We start from the raw sequence: 17,743 nt of genomic DNA on the forward strand, positions 1-17,743 counted from the left end.
TCCGCCGGCGGTGCGGGTGTATTGCTTCGGCGGTGATGCGGTGCCCCAGGCCAGTTATGACCTGGCCTGGCGGGTGCTGCGGCCGAAGTACATCTTCAACGGCTACGGCCCGACCGAAACCGTGGTCACCCCGCTGATCTGGAAGGCCAAGGCTGGCGATCCGTGCGATGCGGCCTATGCGCCGATCGGCAATATCGTCGGCAATCGCAGCGCCTACGTCGCCGATGCCAACCTCAACCTGCTGCCGGTGGGCGTGGCGGGCGAACTGTACCTGGGCGGCCTGGGCGTGGCCCGGGGCTATCTGGATCGGCCGGGCCTGACGGCCGAGCGTTTTATTCCCGACCCTTACAGCACCAGCGGTGCGCGGCTGTACCGCAGCGGCGACCTGACTCGCTATCGCACTGACGGCCTGGTGGAGTACGTCGGCCGCGTCGACTATCAAGTGAAGGTGCGGGGCTTCCGTATCGAGCTGGGTGAAATCGAGGCGCGGTTGCTGGAACAGGAGCCGGTACTGGAAGTGGCGGTGATCGCCCAGCCAGGCCCGAGCGGCCAGCAGTTGGTGGGTTATATCGTGCCGGTGGACGCCGACGTGGTGCACAGCAATGAGCGTCAAGCGCAGCTGCGGGAAAGCATCAAGGCCCGCCTGCGGGAAAACCTGCCGGACTATATGGTGCCGACCTATTTGTTGTTCCTGGAGGCTTTGCCGCTGACGCCGAACGGCAAGCTGGACCGCAAGTCGCTGCCGAAGGTCGACGCGCAACTGATGCAGCAGACCTATGTCGCGCCGCAGAACCCACTGGAACAGCAGATCGCCGCCATCTGGGCCGATGTGCTGAAGCTGGAACAGGTCGGCGTGACCGACAACTTCTTCGAACTGGGTGGCGACTCGATCATCTCGATCCAGGTGGTCAGCCGCGCCCGTCAGGCCGGTATCCGCTTTACCCCGAAAGACCTGTTCCAGCACCAGACGGTGCAGGGACTGGCCACGGTGGCGGAGCAGGGCGAGGGCGGGTTGCAGATCGACCAGGGCCCGGTGCGCGGCGAGATGGCGCTGCTGCCGATCCAGCAATGGTTCTTCGACACCCCGGTGCCGGAGCGCCATCACTGGAACCAGTCGGTGCTGCTCAAGCCGGCCCAGCCGCTGCAAGCGGATGTCCTGGAAACGGCCTTGCAGGCGCTGACGGTGCAGCATGACGCCCTGCGCCTGCGTTTTGTCGAGGGCGAGGGGGGCTGGAGCGCAGCGTTTTCCGAGTTCGACGAGCAGGCGCAACTGCTGTGGCAGGCCAGCGTGGCCAACGATCAGGAGTTGCAGCAATGCAGTGAACGCGCCCAGCGCAGCCTGAACCTGCAGGACGGCCCGCTGCTGCGTGGCGTGCTCTTTACCCTGGCTGATCAGAGTCAGCGCTTGTTGCTGATCTTCCATCACCTGGTGGTGGACGGGGTGTCCTGGCGGATCTTCCTGGAAGACCTGCAGGCGTTGCTGGGCAACCGGCCGCTGCCGGCCAAGTCCAGTTCGACCCAGGCCTGGGCCGGGCAGTTGCAGGCGTATGCCCGCAGCGCAGCCCTGCAACAGGAACTGGGTTACTGGCAGGCGCAGCTGCAAGGCGTCGACTCGAGCCTGCCCTGGGATCACGCGAGCGACGGGCTGCAGAACCAGCACGCGTGCAGCGTCGACACCCGACTGAGCAAGCGCGATACCCAGCGCCTGCTGCAGGATGCTCCGGCGGCCTACCGCACGCAGATCAACGATCTGCTGCTGACCGCGCTGGCCCGGGTCATCACCCGCTGGACCGGTGGTGACAGCGCCCTGGTGCAACTGGAAGGCCATGGCCGTGAAGAACTGTTCGACAACCTCGACTTGAGCCGCACTGTGGGTTGGTTCACCAGCGTGTTCCCGGTCAAGCTCACGCCGCAGGCGGCCCTGGCCGACTCGATCAAGCAGATCAAGGAACAGCTGCGCGCAGTGCCGAACAAGGGCATCGGTTTTGGTGCCCTGCGTTACCTGGGTGACGAGGTTGCCCAGCAGACTTTGGCGGCCCTGGCCGTGCCACGCATCACCTTCAACTACCTGGGCCAGTTCGACGCCAGCTTCGATGAAGAGCAGGCGTTGTTCATGCCGGCCGGTGAAGCCAAGGGTGAAGACCAGAGCCCGCAGGCGCCCCTGGGTAACTGGCTGACTCTCAACGGCCAGGTTTATGGCGGCGAGCTGAGCCTGGGCTGGAGCTTCAGCCAGGCGATGTTCGAGCCGGCGACCATCCAGCGCCTGGCGGATGACTATGCCGAGGAACTCAAGGCGCTGATCGAGCATTGCAGCCAGCCGCAGCATCGTGGTGTCACGCCGTCGGACTTCCCGTTGGCACGCCTGAACCAGCAGCAACTGGATCGCTTGCCCGTGCCGCTGCCCCAGGTCGAGGACCTCTATCCGCTGTCGCCGATGCAGCAGGGCATGCTGTTCCATACCTTGTACGAGCAGCAGGGCGGCGACTACATCAACCAGTTGCGGGTGGACGTGGACGGGCTCGACCCCGAGCGTTTCCGCCAGGCCTGGCAGGCGACTGTCGAGCGCCATGACATCCTGCGCAGCGGTTTCCTCTGGCAGGGCGAACTGCCGGCGCCGATCCAGGTGGTGTACAAGCAGGTCGGCCTGGAGTGCGCCGAGCATGACTGGCGCGGGCAGGCGCAGTTGCAAGAGGCGTTGGACACCCTGGCGGCGACCGAGCGCCAGCGTGGCTTCGACCTGGCGACGGCGCCGTTGCTGCGCCTGACCCTGGTGCGCACGACCGAGCAGCGTTATCACCTGATCTACACCAACCATCACATCCTGATGGACGGCTGGAGCAATTCGCAGCTGCTCGGCGAAGTGCTGCAACGTTATGCCGGCCAGCTGCCCGCGCACCTGACCGGGCGCTATCGCGACTACATCGCCTGGCTGCAACGCCAGGACGCCCAGGTCAGCGAGGACTTCTGGAAGCAGCAACTGCTGGGCCTGGATGAACCGACGCGCCTGGCCCAGGCTCTCGCTCCGGGCGCCCAGGCGCTGGAGGAGCGCGGCCATGCCAGCCATTCCTGCACCCTGGACGAGCAACAGACTCAAGGCTTGAGCGAGTTCGCCCGCCAGCAGAAGGTCACGGTCAACACCCTGGTGCAAGCCGCCTGGCTGCTGTTGCTGCAACGCTGCACCGGGCAGGACACGGTGGTGTTCGGCGCCACGGTGTCTGGGCGTCCCGCGGAGCTTAAAGGCGTGGAGCAGCAGATCGGCCTGTTTATCAACACCCTGCCGGTGGTGGCCGCGCCGCGTCCGGAGCAGTCGCTGGGCGAGTGGCTGCAGGTGGTGCAGGCACGCAACCTGGCCTTGCGCGACTTCGAACACACGCCGCTGTATGACGTGCAGCGCTGGGCCGGCCTGGGGGGCGAAGCGCTGTTCGACAACATCCTGGTGTTCGAGAACTACCCGGTGTCCGAGGCCCTGGAAAAAGGCTCGCCGGCGCAGCTGCAATTCGGTGCGGTGGGCAATCATGAACAGACCAACTACCCGCTGACCCTGTCGGTGTTCGTCGCTGAACGCTTGTCGTTCGACTACAGCTATTCCTTGCAGCACTTCAGCGCCGCAGCGATCGAGCAGTTGGCCGCCGGGTTGCGGCATCTGCTGTTGGCCATGCTCGGCAATGCCCGGCAGTGCCTGGGCGAGATGTCCCTGCTCAGTGACGGGCAACGGGCGGCCAGCGAACTGGAGTCGCGTCGCGCGCTCACTCAAGTGGGCCGGGACTTGAACGTCCACCAGTTGATCGAGGCCCAGGCCCGGCGCACCCCGGATGCCGTGGCGCTGCTGTGTGGCGACCGGCAGCTGAGCTACGGCCAGTTCAACCAGCGCGCCAACCAGTTGGCCCACAAGCTGATCGAGCAGGGCGTCGGCCCGGATGTCCGGGTCGGCATCGCCGTGGAGCGCGGGCTGGACATGATCGTCGGCCTGCTGGCGGTGCTCAAGGCCGGGGGCGCCTACGTACCGCTGGACCCTGAATACCCGCAGGACCGCCTGCACTACATGATGCAGGACAGCGGCATCCAGTTACTGCTGACCCAGGCGCCGTTGCTCGAACGTCTGCGCGCAGGCGTGGAAGTGCCGCACCTGTGCCTGGACCAGGACCATGAATGGCTGGCCGGCGCTGACCGGGGCAATCCGGTTCAACGCAGCAACCCGGAGAACCTGGCGTATGTAATGTACACCTCCGGTTCCACCGGCCGGCCCAAGGGCGTCAGCATCACGCATAACGCCCTGAGCCAGCATGCGCGGGCTGCGCGGGATTATTTCAAGATGACCGCCGAGGACCGTGGGCTGCAGTTCTCCACCTTCAACTTCGACGCCTTCGTCGAGCAGCTATACCCGGCGCTGATCTGCGGCGCCTCGGTGGTGATCCGCGGCAAGGCGCTGTGGGACAGCGAAACCTTCTACCGCGAGTTGATCGGGCAGGGCATCAGCATCGTCGACTTGAGTACCGCCTACTGGTTCATGCTCGGTAAGGACTTTGCGGCCAAGGGACCACGGGACTTCGGGCGCCTGCGCCAGCTCAACCTGGGCGGCGAGGCCATGCCGGCCGAAGGCGTGGCCGCCTGGAAACAGGCCGGGTTGACGGACGCTTGCCTGCTCAACACCTATGGCCCGACCGAAACCACCGTCAGTGCCACCGCCCATGATTGCGAGGCTTACCTGAGCGGTGCCGAGCCGTTGCCCGCGGTGATCCCGTTGGGCAAGGCGTTGCCCGGGCGTTCCATCTACCTGCTGGACAACAGCGGCAACCTGCCGCTGAACGGCGTCGTTGGTGAGCTGATGATCGGCGGCGAGCTGCTGGCCCGGGGTTACCACGATCGCCCTGGCCTGACGGCGGAGCGTTTCATTCCCGACCCGTTCAGCCAGGACGGCGGGCGCCTGTACCGTTCCGGCGACCTGGCGCGTTATAACGCCAACGGTGTGATCGACTACGCCGGACGCATCGACCATCAGGTGAAGATCCGCGGTTTCCGGATCGAGATGGGCGAGATCGAAGCCCGTCTGCTGGAACAGCCGCAAGTGCGTGAAGCGGTGGTGCTGGCCCAGGACGCGGCCGGTGGTCCGCAGTTGGTGGCCTATCTGGTCGCCGCCCAGGGTGTGAGCGCAGACAGCCAGGACGACCAGGCCCGGTTGCGCGAGCAGTTGAAAGCGGCGCTCAAGGCAGTGCTGCCGGACTACATGCTGCCAGCGCACCTGCTGTTCCTCGAGGCGCTGCCGCTGAGCCCCAACGGCAAGCTGGACCGCAAGGCCCTGCCCAAGGCCGACGCCAGCTTGTTGCAGCAGGCCTATGTCGCGCCGCAAAGCGAATTGGAGCAACAGGTCGCGGCGATCTGGGCCGAGGTCCTGGGTATCGAGCAGGTGGGACTGGACGACAATTTCTTCGAACTGGGTGGCCACTCCCTGGATGCGTTGCGCCTGATCGGCGCCCTCAACCAGGCGCTGGGGTTGCAACTGAGCATCAATGCGCTGTTCAGCGCGCCGACTGTCGGGCAACTGCTGGTCGTCGTCGACGCCGGCCAGGCCGCTGTGGCGGACAACGTCATCGCCCTGGGAGGCTCCGGCCAGCCGCTGTTCTGCTTCCACCCGGCGGGGGGCAGCGTGTATGGCTACCTGCCGCTGGCGGCGCGACTGCGCGATTGTTGCGCGGTGTATGGCGTGCTGCATCAGTCCTATCTGCAGGCCGACTGGAGCGAAGTCTCCTGGCAGGCCATGGTCCAGCGTTATGTGGCCAGCATCCGCCAGGTGCAGCCGGCGGGGCCTTACTACCTGGCCGGTTGGTCCCTGGGCGGGTCGATTGCCATGGATGTGGCCAGCGAGCTGGAGGCAGTGGGAGAGACAGTGCGCTTCCTCGGGCTGCTCGACCCGACACCGCCCCAGGCGGCGGTGGAGGACAGGGTCGAGGAACAGGCAGTGCCGGTCACGGTGACGGCCGAGTCCGAGTGGCGGGCGATCGTCGACAAGCTTTGCCTGCTGTTCCCGGCCAGCGCCGAGCTGATCGGGCAGCGGTTGATGCAGGAGGCCGAGCTGAACGGGCCCAGCATCCATGGCTGGGTGTCGCGCAATATCGCCCTGGAGCCCGGCGAGCTGGAGCGGGTGCTGGGGTTGTTCAAGGCGGAGTTCGATGCGTCGTTGGTCAGCGCCGTGTTCAATGACTTGAGCGCCTTGTCCGCGGCCTATGCCTATCGTCCGTTGCAGGTCGCGCCTCATCTGTGGTGGTCCGGCGATTATTCCGACCAGGCCATCCAGGCCCTGGAACAGGTCATGGGCCGAGAGGTGCTGGGCGGACGGCCAGTGGCGTCGCTGAAGACGGGCTCCCGCCATGAGGAGATGGTGAACAGCGAGGTCCTGCTGGCAAGTTTCAGAAAGCACTTGCTGACCTGCTTGAACTGAGGGCGAACCCCAGGCCTGGACCGGTAACGGTCCAGGCCTTTTTTGTGCCTGTCTTTTTCTGCCCGGGCTTCCCTCGAAACCCCATCCAACGCCCAGGCAGCGATTGGTCTGTGAAGGCGTGCTTATGCCTTGCGCGCCTGGCGGTTGCGATCGCCGGCAAGCCGGTTCCTACGGAGGAGCGGGGACAGGGATAGGGGGCGTGATGCAAGCGGGCTGGTGTAGGCGCTGGCTGGCCAGCGAAGGCCTGCTTATGTCTTGTGTGCCTGGCGGCTGCTATCGGCGGCGGCTGGCATCTAGAGGGGAGGGGAAAAGGCGTCGGACCGGGCGCTGGGGCCGTGGATCCGACGTGGGCAGGGCGGTGTCGAGGGGGCCGTCGCCGTTGGCGCCGACCCCGGGTCAGGGGAGGAGATTAGAGCGACCAGCTGACGGTGACCATGGCGTTGCGCGGATCGCCGTAGAAGTTGTTGCCGTAGTCGGTGTTGCTGCTGATGCTCTGGTAGTAACGCTTGTCGAAGACGTTGTTGAGGTTCAGGCGAATGTTCACATTCTCCGAGGCCTTGTAGCTGGTCATCAGGTCCACCAGGGTGTAGGCCTTTTGTTCGATGTGGTAGTCGAAGGTGGTCAGGTATTCGTTGGTGCCCTTGTTGTAGATGGTGTTCTGCCGATACAGGCCGCCACCGATGGTCCAGCGGTTGAGGTCGCCGGGCAATTGGTAGGTGGTGAAGGCCTTGAACACATGGCGCGGGATATCGGTGTCGAACAGGGTGCCTTCCTTGGTCGGGTCGGAGTCCTTGGTGTACTTGACCGAGGCGTAGGTGTAGCCGGCCCCCAGCTGCCAGCCCGGGGCCAGGGAGCCGTTGATTTCCAGCTCGATACCTTGGCTGCGCACTTCGCCCGCGGCTTCATAGCAGTCGTTCCCCGGAGGGCACAGAATGGGGTTCAGTAGCTTGGCGCGGTTTTCCTGGTCGATGCGGAAGATCGCCGCACTGGCATTCAGGGCGCCGTCGAAGTACTCGCCCTTGATGCCCATCTCGTAGTTCTTGCCTTCGATGGGCTTGAGCGCGTTGTTGGAGGCGTCGAGCTCGGTCTGCGGCTTGAAGATGTCGGTGTAGCTGACATAGACCGAGTGATGCTGGTCCAGGTCGTAGATCACGCCGGCATAGCGGGTCAGGTTGCGGGTGACCTTGTTGGGCAGGCTGGTGGAGGAGGGCTTGCCGTTCCAGGTGGTGGTCACATCGTAGTCGTACCAGTCCAGCCGTCCGCCGAGGATGAGTTTCAGGTCGTCGGCAAGGTTCAGGCGCGTGGTGACGTAGGTACTCTTCAGTTCGCTGGTGCGGTCCTGTGTCCAGGGGTTGGCACTCATGTCCGGCTTGGGAATGCCGGAAGGATTGTTCAGGTCGGTGTGGGTCTCGAGGTCGATGGGCAGGCCCTTGCCCTTGAACTTCAGGTCGCGCTTGCTGGCGCCCACCACCAGTTCGTGGGTGCGGCCGAACAGCGAGAAGGGACCGCTGACATAACCGTCGTAGCTGCTCTGCTTGTCCTTGTAGTCGTACCGGCCGATGTTCTGGCCGAACTCGACGTAGTCGCTTTGCCAGGTGCGCATCGGGATGGAGCCGAGCATGCTCAGGTCCGACCAGCTCTTGCTGGCGGCCAGGAGCATTTTCCAGTCGTTGGCGAAGCGGTATTCCAGGCGGGTGAAGGCGGTGGTGTTGTCCTGGTCCCAGAATTCCCAGTCGCTGCCCAGGTAGGTCGAGCGCTTCAGGTGCAGGTCGCTGCCGTCGGCGGCCACCGGCAGGCCGCCCCAGGATGTGTTGTTGTTGGCGTTCTGGTTGGAGATGCCGAAGGTGAAGGTGGTGTCTTCGTTCAGGTCGGCCTCGGTGATGCCGTAGAACACCGAGCGCTCGGAGCTGACGAAGTCCTGGAAGCTGTCCTTGGTCTGGTAGGCGGTGACTATCCGGCCACGCAGGGTGCCACTCTCGTTCAGCGCGTTGGAGGCGTCGAACTCGGTGCGGTAGTTGTCCCAGCTGCCGGCGCTGCCGGTGAGGGTGACCCGCGGGGTAGCGGTCGGACGCTTGTGCACCATGTTCACCGCGGCCGAGGGGTTGCCCGCGCCCTGCATCAGACCGGTGGCGCCGCGCACCACTTCCACCCGGTCGAAGATCGCCATGTCGGGGGTGGAGTTCATGTCCCGGCTGAGGTAGTGGCTCAGGTCGTTGGACAAGCCGTCGACCATCAGGTTTTCAATGGCGAAGCCGCGGGAGTAGAAGGTCGGGCGCTGCGGACCGTCCTTGGTCACGGAAATGCCCGGGGTGGCCTTGAGCACATCCTCCAGGGTCTTCATGTTCTGGTCATCCATGCGCTGGCGGGTGATGACCGTGACCGATTGCGGTGTTTCCCGGGCCGTCAGGGCCAGCTTGCTGGCGGTCTGCATGGGCCCGGTGGTGTAGGAACCGGTGTCTTCGGTGGTCGAGTCCAGGCCCTGGGCGGTGATGGTGCTGGTCCCCAGTTCCAGTGAACCGGCGGAAGCCCGGTTGAGAATGGTCACCGAGTTGCCCTTGAGGGAATAGGCGACCCCCGTGCCATTGAGCATCGCCGCGATGGCCCGCTCCGGCGAGTAGCTGCCGGAGAGCACATTGCTGCGCTTGCCCTGCACATCGTCGGGGCTGTACAGCACTTGCAGGTTGGCCTGGCGCCCGAACTCCTGCAGGGCCGACGCCATGGATTGCGCGGCGATATTGAAATGGATTTCCTGGGCCTGGACCTGGGCCATCAAGGGCAGGGTCAGGGCCAGGCCCAGGGTGCAGGAAGCCATTCTCGGCGAGAACGCCTGGCCAAGCAGGGCTTTGGCCAGAGGAGTCAGTCGATGTTGTGCGGGCATGCTCATGTGCTCTTATAAAACGGCAGAGGTAATGATTGTTAATGCTAGTAATTCTCAGTTCTGTCTGTAAGACGCACCAGTTGCCAGAAACCGGAAACAATCACGCCGGTTGCAGATCGCTCATGACTTGCCCGGCCTTCATGCGCACCAACTGGTCGGCGATATCGAAGTAGCGATCGTCGTGGCTGATGACGATGATGGTCTTGCCCAGGCGCTTGAGGTCCGGCAGCAGCTCGGTATAGAAAATCCGCCGGAAGGCCGGGTCCTGGTCGGCGGCCCATTCGTCGAACACCAGCACCGGGCGCTCTTCGAGCCAGGCATTGATCAGCGCCAGGCGCTTGCGTTGGCCGGTGGAGAGGTCGGTGGTGGTGAAGGCGCCATCCTTGATGCTGACCTTGTGGGCGATTTCCAGGCGGTCCAGGTACTGGGTGGCGATGTCCAGCGACTTGCCGGCATTGCCCTGGACCAGGTCGTCGAACAGGTGGTAGTCGGCGAAGACCGTGGTGAACAGCTGTCGGTAGTCGTCCCGGAGCCGGTCGGTCACGGCTTCGCCATTGAGGCGGATCTCCCCGGACTGAGGCTGGTACAGGCCCAGCAACAGTTTGATCAGGGTGGTCTTGCCGCAGCCGTTCTCGCCGACGATGAAGACGATGTCGCCCTGCCTGATGTTCAGGTTGATCGGGCCCAGGTGGAACGGCTCGCTGCCTGCCACGGGCGGCGGACTGTAGCTCACACCGCGCAGTTCCAGGCTGTGCACCACCGCTTGCGGCGCTTCGCTGTCGTCCATCAGCAGATGCGGCTCGGGGGAGGAGAAGCGTTCCGACAGCTCGCGGATACGGGCGAAGGCGATCTTCGCCTTGCCAACGATGGGCAGGTAGCCGACCACGTGTTCCAGGGGGCCCTTCATGTACAGCAGCACCAGCACGAAACCGGTGATCACGGCGGGGTCCGGGTTCGGGTAGTAGGCCTGCATGGCCAGGGCCAGGCCGATGACCACGAAGAACAGCATCGAGCCGAAGCTCTTGGCCAGGATATAGATGTTCACCGAGCGCACCTGGATATCGCTGATGCGGTCCGCGGTTTTCTGGATGCGCTGGGTGTTCATGCGAAAGCGCCGTGGCCGGTGGATGCGCAGTTCCTTGGCGCCGGAGGCAATAGCGTTGTAGTAGCGCTGCAGTTCGTCCTCGTGGTCGCGCGCTTCGTCGAAGCCCTTGATGCCCTTGCCGCCGGCCACCAGTTGCACGCTGGTGCCGATGATGATGGCGACCACCATCATCAGGAACATCGGCACCGACAGGTACGCCAGGTAGCCCAGGCAACCCAGGGTGACGGTGGTGGCGATGGCCAGCGGGGTGAAGGCGAAGGAGAAGTCGCTGATGGTATCGACGTCGTGGGTCAGCACCGGGATCAGGCGGTGGGAGCGGTAGCGTTCGATCTGGGTGATGGGCGCCGAGAGTACTTTTTCCCCCAGGTCCTTGCGCAGGGCGGCAATGATGCGCTGGCCCACGTAGTTGGTGCCGATGTCCGAGACGATCGAGCTGGTCAACGCCAGCAGGCACAGGGCGGCGAAGGTCAGGACCACGCCCTGGGTCATGCCGGTCGCCGAGTGCAGGGCGTTGTTGATGGTGGCCAGCAGCAGGGTGATGGCCAGGCCGCCGACCATGCCCAGGGCAACGGAAATCACGACAGTGGTACGAAAGGGTCTGAGCAGGGCGAGCAGTCCGTGAAAGGCTCCGCGCTTGGGGTCGGTCATAAGGGGTTCCCGGCAGTGAATGAAGGGTCGAGGCAGAAAGACCCGTACTCATGAACAGACGAACCGTTGGCGGCAGTATTTAGCGTGGCCGCGGGCGCGGATAAATTGCCCGGCGCCTGTTTCGTTCTTGTTCTGGAGGTGCACGCGTAACGACGTCGTGCCTGGCCCATTCAGCGAGAGCGAGCAAATGACGAAAAAGAATCTGGTGTATGTCTGGTCCCTGAGGAACGCGGCGGCCGACAAGGCCGGGCAACCGGTGGCCTACAAGGATCACGAGCGCTACATGAAGTCGGTGCTGGAATTCCTGGTGGAGTCGCTGAACCAGACGCCCCTGGGCGAGGCGTATAACCTGGTGGGGGTGGTGTATGACGATGACGAGCAGTCGCCACGGGACCAGCAACTGGTGAGCGACTACGGCTTTGCCTATCAGCCCGGCCGGCAGTGGCTGTACCCGGCCGACCTGCAGGTGCAGGGGCGCCTGGTCAACGACCTGCTGCTCAGCGTGCCGTCCACCTATCGCCGCCATCCGCGGGGTTCGGCCGAGCATATCGCCGGCAAGCAGGATTTCGAGCGTCGCCTGCACGACACCCTGGTGGAGCTCAAGGCCGACATCGTGGTGCTCGACGGCCTGCTGGTGATCCTCGACGAGCTGGTGCGTCCGGGCGCGCCTTTCGCGCGGCGGATCATGAACATCCATCCGGGCATCACCCGCCTCGAGTCGCCCTACGAGCGTCGCGGCGCCTATGCCACCTGGAATGCGCTGTACGGTGCCCGTGGGCAGAAGGTGGTGGACTGGACCACGCGGGAAACCGAGCCGGTCGAGCCGCTGTACATGACCGGTGCCTCGTTCCACTACGTGGACAACGGCATCGATTCCGGCGAGGTGTTCCACGACGTGCTCAACACCGAGATCGCGCCCGAGGACACCATCCTCGAACTGCGCTGGAACAACTTCAACAACAGCCTGTTCCCGGCCTTGCATGAAGGCCTGGCGCTGTTGGCCGAGCAGCTTGGCCAGCAGCCGGTCGGCGAATCCCGGGCCGGCGCCTGAGGCCCGCGGCGATCAGGCGCGACGCTCGCGCTTGATCGCTGTCGATCGGGTCTCTTACGGGTGCTGGGTGCCGGGCTGTTCCAGTTCGCGCACGACACGGAAGCTCAACCAATCCCCACGCACTTCGCGCTTGCGGCTGTTGCGGTTGCCCGAGCGGGAGAACACCGGGGCCTCGCCCCAGTCGTTGCCGCGAATCTGCGCGTCGAGACACACCCCGCCCGATTCCTCCATCCAGGCCCTGCCATCGGCGGGCGCGCCGACATAGTCGGGGTGCCAGCAGTCGGCGACCCACTCGTAGACATTGCCGTGCATGTCATACATGCCGAAGGCATTGGGCGGGTAGCTGCCTACCGGGGCGCTGTAGCTGTAGCCGTCCTTGGGGCCGTAGGTGTTGGCGTGCTGGGTGATCTGGTACTGGCCTTCTTCATCGAAGGGGAAGGGGAACGAGCCGCTGCTGCCGGCCCGCGCGGCGTACTCGCGCTCGGCCTCGCTGATCATCCGGTAGTGCTGGCCGGTCTTCTTCGACAGCCACCGGGCATAGGCCTGGACGTCGGCATAGTCGACGCAGACCGCGGGCTGGCGCGGGCCTTGTTCATAACGCGGCTTGCTGGCCTGGCACAGGCGGCCGGGACGCTCGTCGCCGTCCTTGATCACTGTGCCGGTCTCGCGGATGTAGGCGTCCAGCTCGCCGGCGGTCACGTGGAAACGGCTCATGGCGAAGGCCTTGTTGAAGGTCACCGTATGCTGCGGGCCTTCGTCGGGCTCTCGGCCGACTTCGTCTTCGGGGGTGCCCATGACGAAGCTGCCGGCGGGCAGCACCACCATCTCCGGGCAGTTCTTGCAGTCCTTGAACACGCTGCCGGGCTTGGGCGGCTCGACAGCCTGGGCATTGAGGCTGGCCAGGCAGCCGAACAGCGCGGCGAGTGAGGAGCAGGCGACAGGTTTCATCATCAATAACCTTGTGCAATGTAGAGAAAAGAAGTGGGCGAGGGGCTCAGGCGGTCTTGCCGGCGCGCAGGCGCTTGCCCAGCAGGTCCATGGCGCGGTCGATGTCTGCTTCGCTGTTGAGCAGGCCGGGCGCCATGCGCACCAGCGGCCCCGCGTCGCGGTACACCGCATCCACCAGGATGCGGTTCTCGATCAGCCAGGCGGCGGTGGCGTCGGTGTCCAGGTTCGGGCCGCGGAAGAAGGTGAAGCCAGCGGACAGCTGCGGGCTCAGGGGCGTCACCAGTTCGATGCCGGGGAGTTCCTGCAAGCGTTGCTTGAGGTAGCTGTTGAGTTGGTGGATCCGCGCCTGGATGTTGGCCTTGCCCAGCTGCATGTGCAGGTCGAAGGCCTGGTCCACGGCCCAGCGGTGCTCGAAGCTGTGGTAGCCGCCGGGGGTCATGGTGGTGGCGAAGTCCTGGTTCTCGGAGAAGGTCGCCACCATCGGCGTCAGGTGCTCGAGCTTTTCCGAGCGCGAGCAGAAGATCCCGGTGCCCCGCGGGCCGAACATCCATTTATGGGTGCCGGCGACGAAGAAGTCGCAATTGAGGTCGGCAAAAGTGACGTCCTCCACCCCCAGGCCGTGGACGCCGTCGACGCAGTAGAGAATCCGCTCGGCCTCGTCGCGGTTGCGGTTGTGCTGGTCCACCAGCTTGCCGATCTCGCCGATCGGCAGCTTGACGCTGCTGCCCGATTGCACCCAGGTCATCCCCAGTACCCGGGTGTTGGGGCGGATGCTGCGGTCGATATTGCCCAGCACTTCATCGACGCAGACCTGGTGGGGCGACTTGAACAGCTCGATGGTGCGCACCTGGGTGCCGTCGCGCTGGGTGCGGAACTTCAGGGCGTTACGGGTCGAGTAGTGCTCATGCACCGTGGTCAGTATCTCCTGCCCGGGGCGCACGTGAATGCCGCCATACATCATGGCCAGGCCTTCGGTGGTGCTGCCGGTCAGGGCCACCTGGGCGGGCTTGATCTGCAGGTAGCGGCCGACGCTCTCGCGCACCTGGGCCTCGCGCTTCCAGGTGTACTGGGTGTCGTAGTCCATGGCCATGGCCGGGTTGCGATCCAGGACCGCGCGGTATTTTTCGATGGCTTCGCGCACGGGTTTGGGGTGCGAGGTGATGAGGAAGTTGGCCAGGTGCACATAGTCCGGGTCGAGGTCGAACAGCTGGCGCAGTTGGTCCCAGGGTTGCTGGTGGGTGGCGGGCGTGGCGGCGGCCCGGGCCTGGCCGATGGCGAAGGTGCCCAGGGGCAGGGCGGCGGCCAGCAGGCTCGCGTGCTTGAGGAAGGTCCGACGATTGGTCACAGGGATTCTCGTGGTCAGGGTTCAGCCGGCGACGGCGGGTGGTTCGACGGGATGTGTGGCGGGTTGCGTGGCAGGTTGCGCGGTGGGGCTTACCGGCTTGGCCAGTTTCTGCACCTGTTCCCAGACGCGCAGGTAGTTCTCGCCCCAGAGCTTGGCGATCTCGATATCGCTGTAGCCGCGCTGGATCAGTTCGGCGGTGACGTTGCGGTTGTCCGCCACGTTCATCCAGCCGTTGACGCCGCCACCCTCGTTGAAGTCCGAACTGATGCCGACGTGATCGATGCCGACCTTCTTCACCGTGTAGTCGATGGCGTCGACATAGTCCTTGAGGCTGGCCTTGGGCTCTTCTTCCAGAATGCCGTACAGGGAGCTGGCGTACTCGCCGAAGCGCTGTTCCGGCCAGATGGTGATGACCGCATCGCCCGGCATCAGGGCGTTTTCCAGGCCCTGCAGCGGGCCCAGGTCGAAGCGCTGGCGCAGGGCGTTGAGCTTGTCCAGGGTCGGCTGGCTGAGGGGCCGCAGGTAGGTGGAGAAGCCCACCACCTGGACCACCCCGCCTGTGGCCTTGATCACCTGCAGTTCCTTGTCGCTGAGGTTGCGCGGGATGTCCACCAGCGCCCGGGGCGCGGAGTGCGAGGCCACCACCGGCGCGCGGGTCAGGGCCGCGACGTCGTCCAGGGCCTTGCTGGACATCTGCGAGACGTCGATCACCACCCCCAGGTCGTTGAGCCTGCGCACGGCCTGCTTGCCGATCGGCGAGAGGCCGCCGAGGGCGTCCCGGGTGTCGTTGAAGAATGGCAGCGGGCGCGAGGAGTCGGCCCAGTCGTTATTGCCCACATAGCTGAAGCCGAACAGACGCATGCCGCGGGCGGCCCACTTGTCCAGCTGGTCGAGATCGTCGCCCATGGCGTAGGCGTTGAGCAGGCTGATCACCACTGCCAGCTTGCCTTCGGAGGCGATGCGGCGCAGGTCGGCGGGGGTATAGGCAATGGCCGCCTGGTTGGGGAAGTCGCGCACCAGGCCCTGGATGATCCGGTAGCGGGTCTCCCGCTGGTGCCGGGCCTCTTCGACGAAGCCGGCGGTGGGGCGATGCGGGGCGTTGGCGCCGTTCCACATTTCCGGCCAGGCGAGAATGCTCAGGGCGGCGCCGGACATCCTGCCGCGACCGGCCTTGACCAGGTCGAACTGGCGATGGGTGTCCTTGTCCGCCTCGGTGCCTTCGGTGCCGAAATCCAGGGGCACGGTGATATGGCTGTCGAAGGAGATGATGCGTTCCTGCAGGTCGTTGGCGTGCTTGACGATTTCGCTGGGGTAAGACACCCGGTCCTTCCAGTAGTAGTGCCAGGCGGCCCCGGCACCGACACCGAGTACGGCGACAGTAAGTACCAGCAGGCTCAGGTAGAGGGTTTTCTTACCAGGTAATTTGATCATTGCTATCCCAGTCGCAGGCGGGCTGATGACGGGGCCGGAGCGGGAGGCGCAATGCCTCCAGGCCCGACCTTTTTGTGCACATCTATCCGCGATAAACGAGCTGGCCGGCGGCAAATTTAGCGGCCCGGGAGCGGCTCGCCGGTAAATTTCCGTGCAAATCCAACGTTCTAGCTAGATGCGTGAGGCGCCACTGGATATAGGTAGAGCGATGAGGTTTTCGAGACGAGGATTTTTGACCGGTCTGGCGGTGACGGGGGCGGCTATTCCTGTGGCGCTCTACACCCGCAAGGAGTTGCAGCGCCTGGATGTGCGTCGTCAGGAAGAACTGGAAATCACCCCGGGGGAAGCCAAGCTGGAAGTCGCCCTCGACCCGGGCGTGCGCCTTGCCGATCACCTGCGGGGTATCTGGGATATCGAGTTCCTGGATGCCGACGCACCGCTGCCGCGTCGCGGCTGTGAACTGGTGCTCGATGTCGGTCCGACCGGGCGCGGCCTGCGGGGCTTCCTGGGGCGTGCGCAAAGCCTGCGGGGCGACGGTCCGGTGGAGTTTCGGGTGCAGGGCGAGCTGGCGGCGGTGGACGCCGCGAAATTATGCTGGCGGCTGTTCCCCGGCGGCCAGCTCAGCGGCGCGCCCAGCCATGAGTGCCAGGTGGTGCTCGACGAGGTCTGGGCGAACTGGGGCAATGCCGGCAGCGGCACCCTCAGTGGCCGCCTGCAGTCGTTGCAGGTGTCGCTCCTGGCGCCGGTATCCGCGGTGCGCTTCGTGGCGCGCAAGCGGGCCTTTCCCGCGGCCCGGGAGCAGAACGGCCTGAGCCCCGAGTTGCTGGCCTGGCTGGTGTCCCCGCAGCATCGCCTGTTCCACCAGCTCTGGCATGCCTCCCGGGATCGCTGGCATTCCTTGCCCAAGGACAAGCGCAACAGCCTGCGCGGGCTTGGCTGGCAGCCGGGACCGCTGAAGCACGAGCGCGATGCCCGTGGACGACGCAAGCATCGCAATGCCTCGGGGATCGATTTCCTCTTCATGCACCGGCACATGCTGTTGCAGGCGCGTTCGTTACAGCCGGACCTGGTGTCCTGGCAGCAGCTGCCCTTGCCGTCCCCGCGCCTCGAGCAGGATCGTCTGGGCTTTATCCGCTACTACGAAAATCACGACGGCTGCTCGGTGCCGCCGGCCTGGATCGCCGACGACGATGAAGAGTTCACCCAGTGGCTGCATGGCTTGAAAAGCGACGCGGCCTTCTATGGCAACTTCCAGGTCTGGGAGTCGCAGTACCAGGATCCCGACTACCTCAGCCGCCTGACCCTGGGGCAGTTCGGCTCGGAGGTCGAGCTGGGCCTGCATGACTGGTTGCACATGCGCTGGGCCGATGTCGCCCGGGACCCTGCCAACGGCATGCCGGTCATGGAGGCCCGGGTGTCCTCGGACTTCGCCGGACGCTGGTACCTGGCGCAGAACGACTTTCTCGGCGACCCGTTCTCGTCCCATGTGCATCCGATGTTCTGGAAGTTCCATGGCTGGATCGATGACCGCATCGACGATTGGTTCCGCGCCCATGAGCGCTTCCATCCCGGTGAAGTGTTGCGCCGCGAGGTCAACGGCGTGCCGTGGTTCGCGCCCGGGCGCTGGGTCGAGGTCGACGACCCGTGGCTGGGGGCCTCGACCCATGGTTGCGGCCCGCTGGGCAACGCGCCGGGCGAGATGTCGCTGGAGATGGACCAGGAGGTCATGAAGCTGGCCTTGCGTATCGCCCTGAGCCGTGACGAGGAAGTGCCGCAGTTGCTCAAGCGGGCCCCCCGGCGTCCCTGGTACGCCCAGCACCTGAAGGTGTGAGTCGGCAAGGCAGCGGCGCGGGTCCTGTTGCAGGGCCCGCGCTTTTTTTCAGCGTTTTATTTAGAGACTC

At 65.1% G+C, this 17,743-nt stretch carries 8 protein-coding genes; 3 read left to right on the plus strand and 5 right to left on the minus strand.

Features of this window, described 5'->3' with window-relative positions; all coding sequences use genetic code 11:
- Positions 1 to 6,436, plus strand: a 6,436-nt coding sequence (locus tag J4D28_RS27220) for a non-ribosomal peptide synthetase (RefSeq protein ID WP_207246488.1), incomplete at its 5' end; no start/stop codon positions are given.
- Between the two features lie 409 nt (positions 6,437 to 6,845).
- Here the strand turns inward: J4D28_RS27220 and J4D28_RS27225 are convergent.
- Together J4D28_RS27225 and J4D28_RS27230 are read right to left on the minus strand one after the other, a co-directional pair.
- Positions 6,846 to 9,320 (minus strand): TonB-dependent siderophore receptor, encoded by a 2,475-nt coding sequence (locus tag J4D28_RS27225; RefSeq protein ID WP_103331724.1) that lies wholly within the window; start codon positions 9,318 to 9,320, stop codon positions 6,846 to 6,848.
- Between the two features lie 94 nt (positions 9,321 to 9,414).
- The gene (locus tag J4D28_RS27230; RefSeq protein WP_103331725.1) at positions 9,415 to 11,067 is read right to left on the minus strand and encodes a cyclic peptide export ABC transporter; all 1,653 of its coding nucleotides are present in this window, start codon (positions 11,065 to 11,067) and stop codon (positions 9,415 to 9,417) included.
- A gap of 187 nt (positions 11,068 to 11,254) precedes the next feature.
- On the opposite strand from J4D28_RS27230, the gene J4D28_RS27235 reads away from it, so the two are divergent.
- Positions 11,255 to 12,118, plus strand: coding sequence for a formyltransferase family protein (locus J4D28_RS27235; RefSeq protein ID WP_016702396.1), 864 nt, complete (start codon positions 11,255 to 11,257; stop codon positions 12,116 to 12,118).
- A 54-nt stretch (positions 12,119 to 12,172) separates the two neighbouring features.
- Here J4D28_RS27235 and J4D28_RS27240 read toward each other — a convergent pair whose 3' ends face one another.
- From J4D28_RS27240 to pvdM, 3 genes are read right to left on the minus strand one after another with little or no spacing between them, the layout of a single operon-like run.
- Entirely contained in the window at positions 12,173 to 13,066 is an 894-nt protein-coding gene (locus J4D28_RS27240; RefSeq protein ID WP_103331726.1) for a formylglycine-generating enzyme family protein, read from the minus strand.
- A 46-nt stretch (positions 13,067 to 13,112) separates the two neighbouring features.
- The gene (locus tag J4D28_RS27245; RefSeq protein WP_053269569.1) at positions 13,113 to 14,411 is read right to left on the minus strand and encodes an aminotransferase class V-fold PLP-dependent enzyme; all 1,299 of its coding nucleotides are present in this window, start codon (positions 14,409 to 14,411) and stop codon (positions 13,113 to 13,115) included.
- A gap of 21 nt (positions 14,412 to 14,432) precedes the next feature.
- On the minus strand, positions 14,433 to 15,842 hold the full coding sequence (pvdM, locus tag J4D28_RS27250) for a pyoverdine-tailoring dipeptidase-like protein PvdM (RefSeq protein WP_009049989.1): 1,410 nt from the start codon (positions 15,840 to 15,842) through the stop codon (positions 14,433 to 14,435).
- A 208-nt stretch (positions 15,843 to 16,050) separates the two neighbouring features.
- On the opposite strand from pvdM, the gene J4D28_RS27255 reads away from it, so the two are divergent.
- Complete coding sequence (locus J4D28_RS27255) at positions 16,051 to 17,673, plus strand: twin-arginine translocation signal domain-containing protein (RefSeq protein ID WP_009049988.1); 1,623 nt, start codon at positions 16,051 to 16,053, stop codon at positions 17,671 to 17,673.
- The last annotated feature ends 70 nt before the right edge of the window (positions 17,674 to 17,743 follow it).

This window comes from Pseudomonas sp. GW531-T4, assembly GCF_017349615.1.
GTDB classification, from domain to species: Bacteria; Pseudomonadota; Gammaproteobacteria; order Pseudomonadales; family Pseudomonadaceae; genus Aquipseudomonas; species Aquipseudomonas chlororaphis_I.

Excerpts from the sequence above, each read along its gene's own strand:
- J4D28_RS27235 (WP_016702396.1), top strand. The coding sequence starts at position 11,255 with ATGACGAAAAAGAATCTGGTGTATGTCTGGTCCCTGAGGAACGCGGCG.
- J4D28_RS27255 (WP_009049988.1), top strand. The coding sequence starts at position 16,051 with ATGAGGTTTTCGAGACGAGGATTTTTGACCGGTCTGGCGGTGACGGGG.
- J4D28_RS27230 (WP_103331725.1), bottom strand. The coding sequence starts at position 11,067 with ATGACCGACCCCAAGCGCGGAGCCTTTCACGGACTGCTCGCCCTGCTC.
- pvdM (WP_009049989.1), bottom strand. The coding sequence starts at position 15,842 with ATGATCAAATTACCTGGTAAGAAAACCCTCTACCTGAGCCTGCTGGTA.
- J4D28_RS27225 (WP_103331724.1), bottom strand. The coding sequence starts at position 9,320 with ATGAGCATGCCCGCACAACATCGACTGACTCCTCTGGCCAAAGCCCTG.
- J4D28_RS27240 (WP_103331726.1), bottom strand. The coding sequence starts at position 13,066 with ATGAAACCTGTCGCCTGCTCCTCACTCGCCGCGCTGTTCGGCTGCCTG.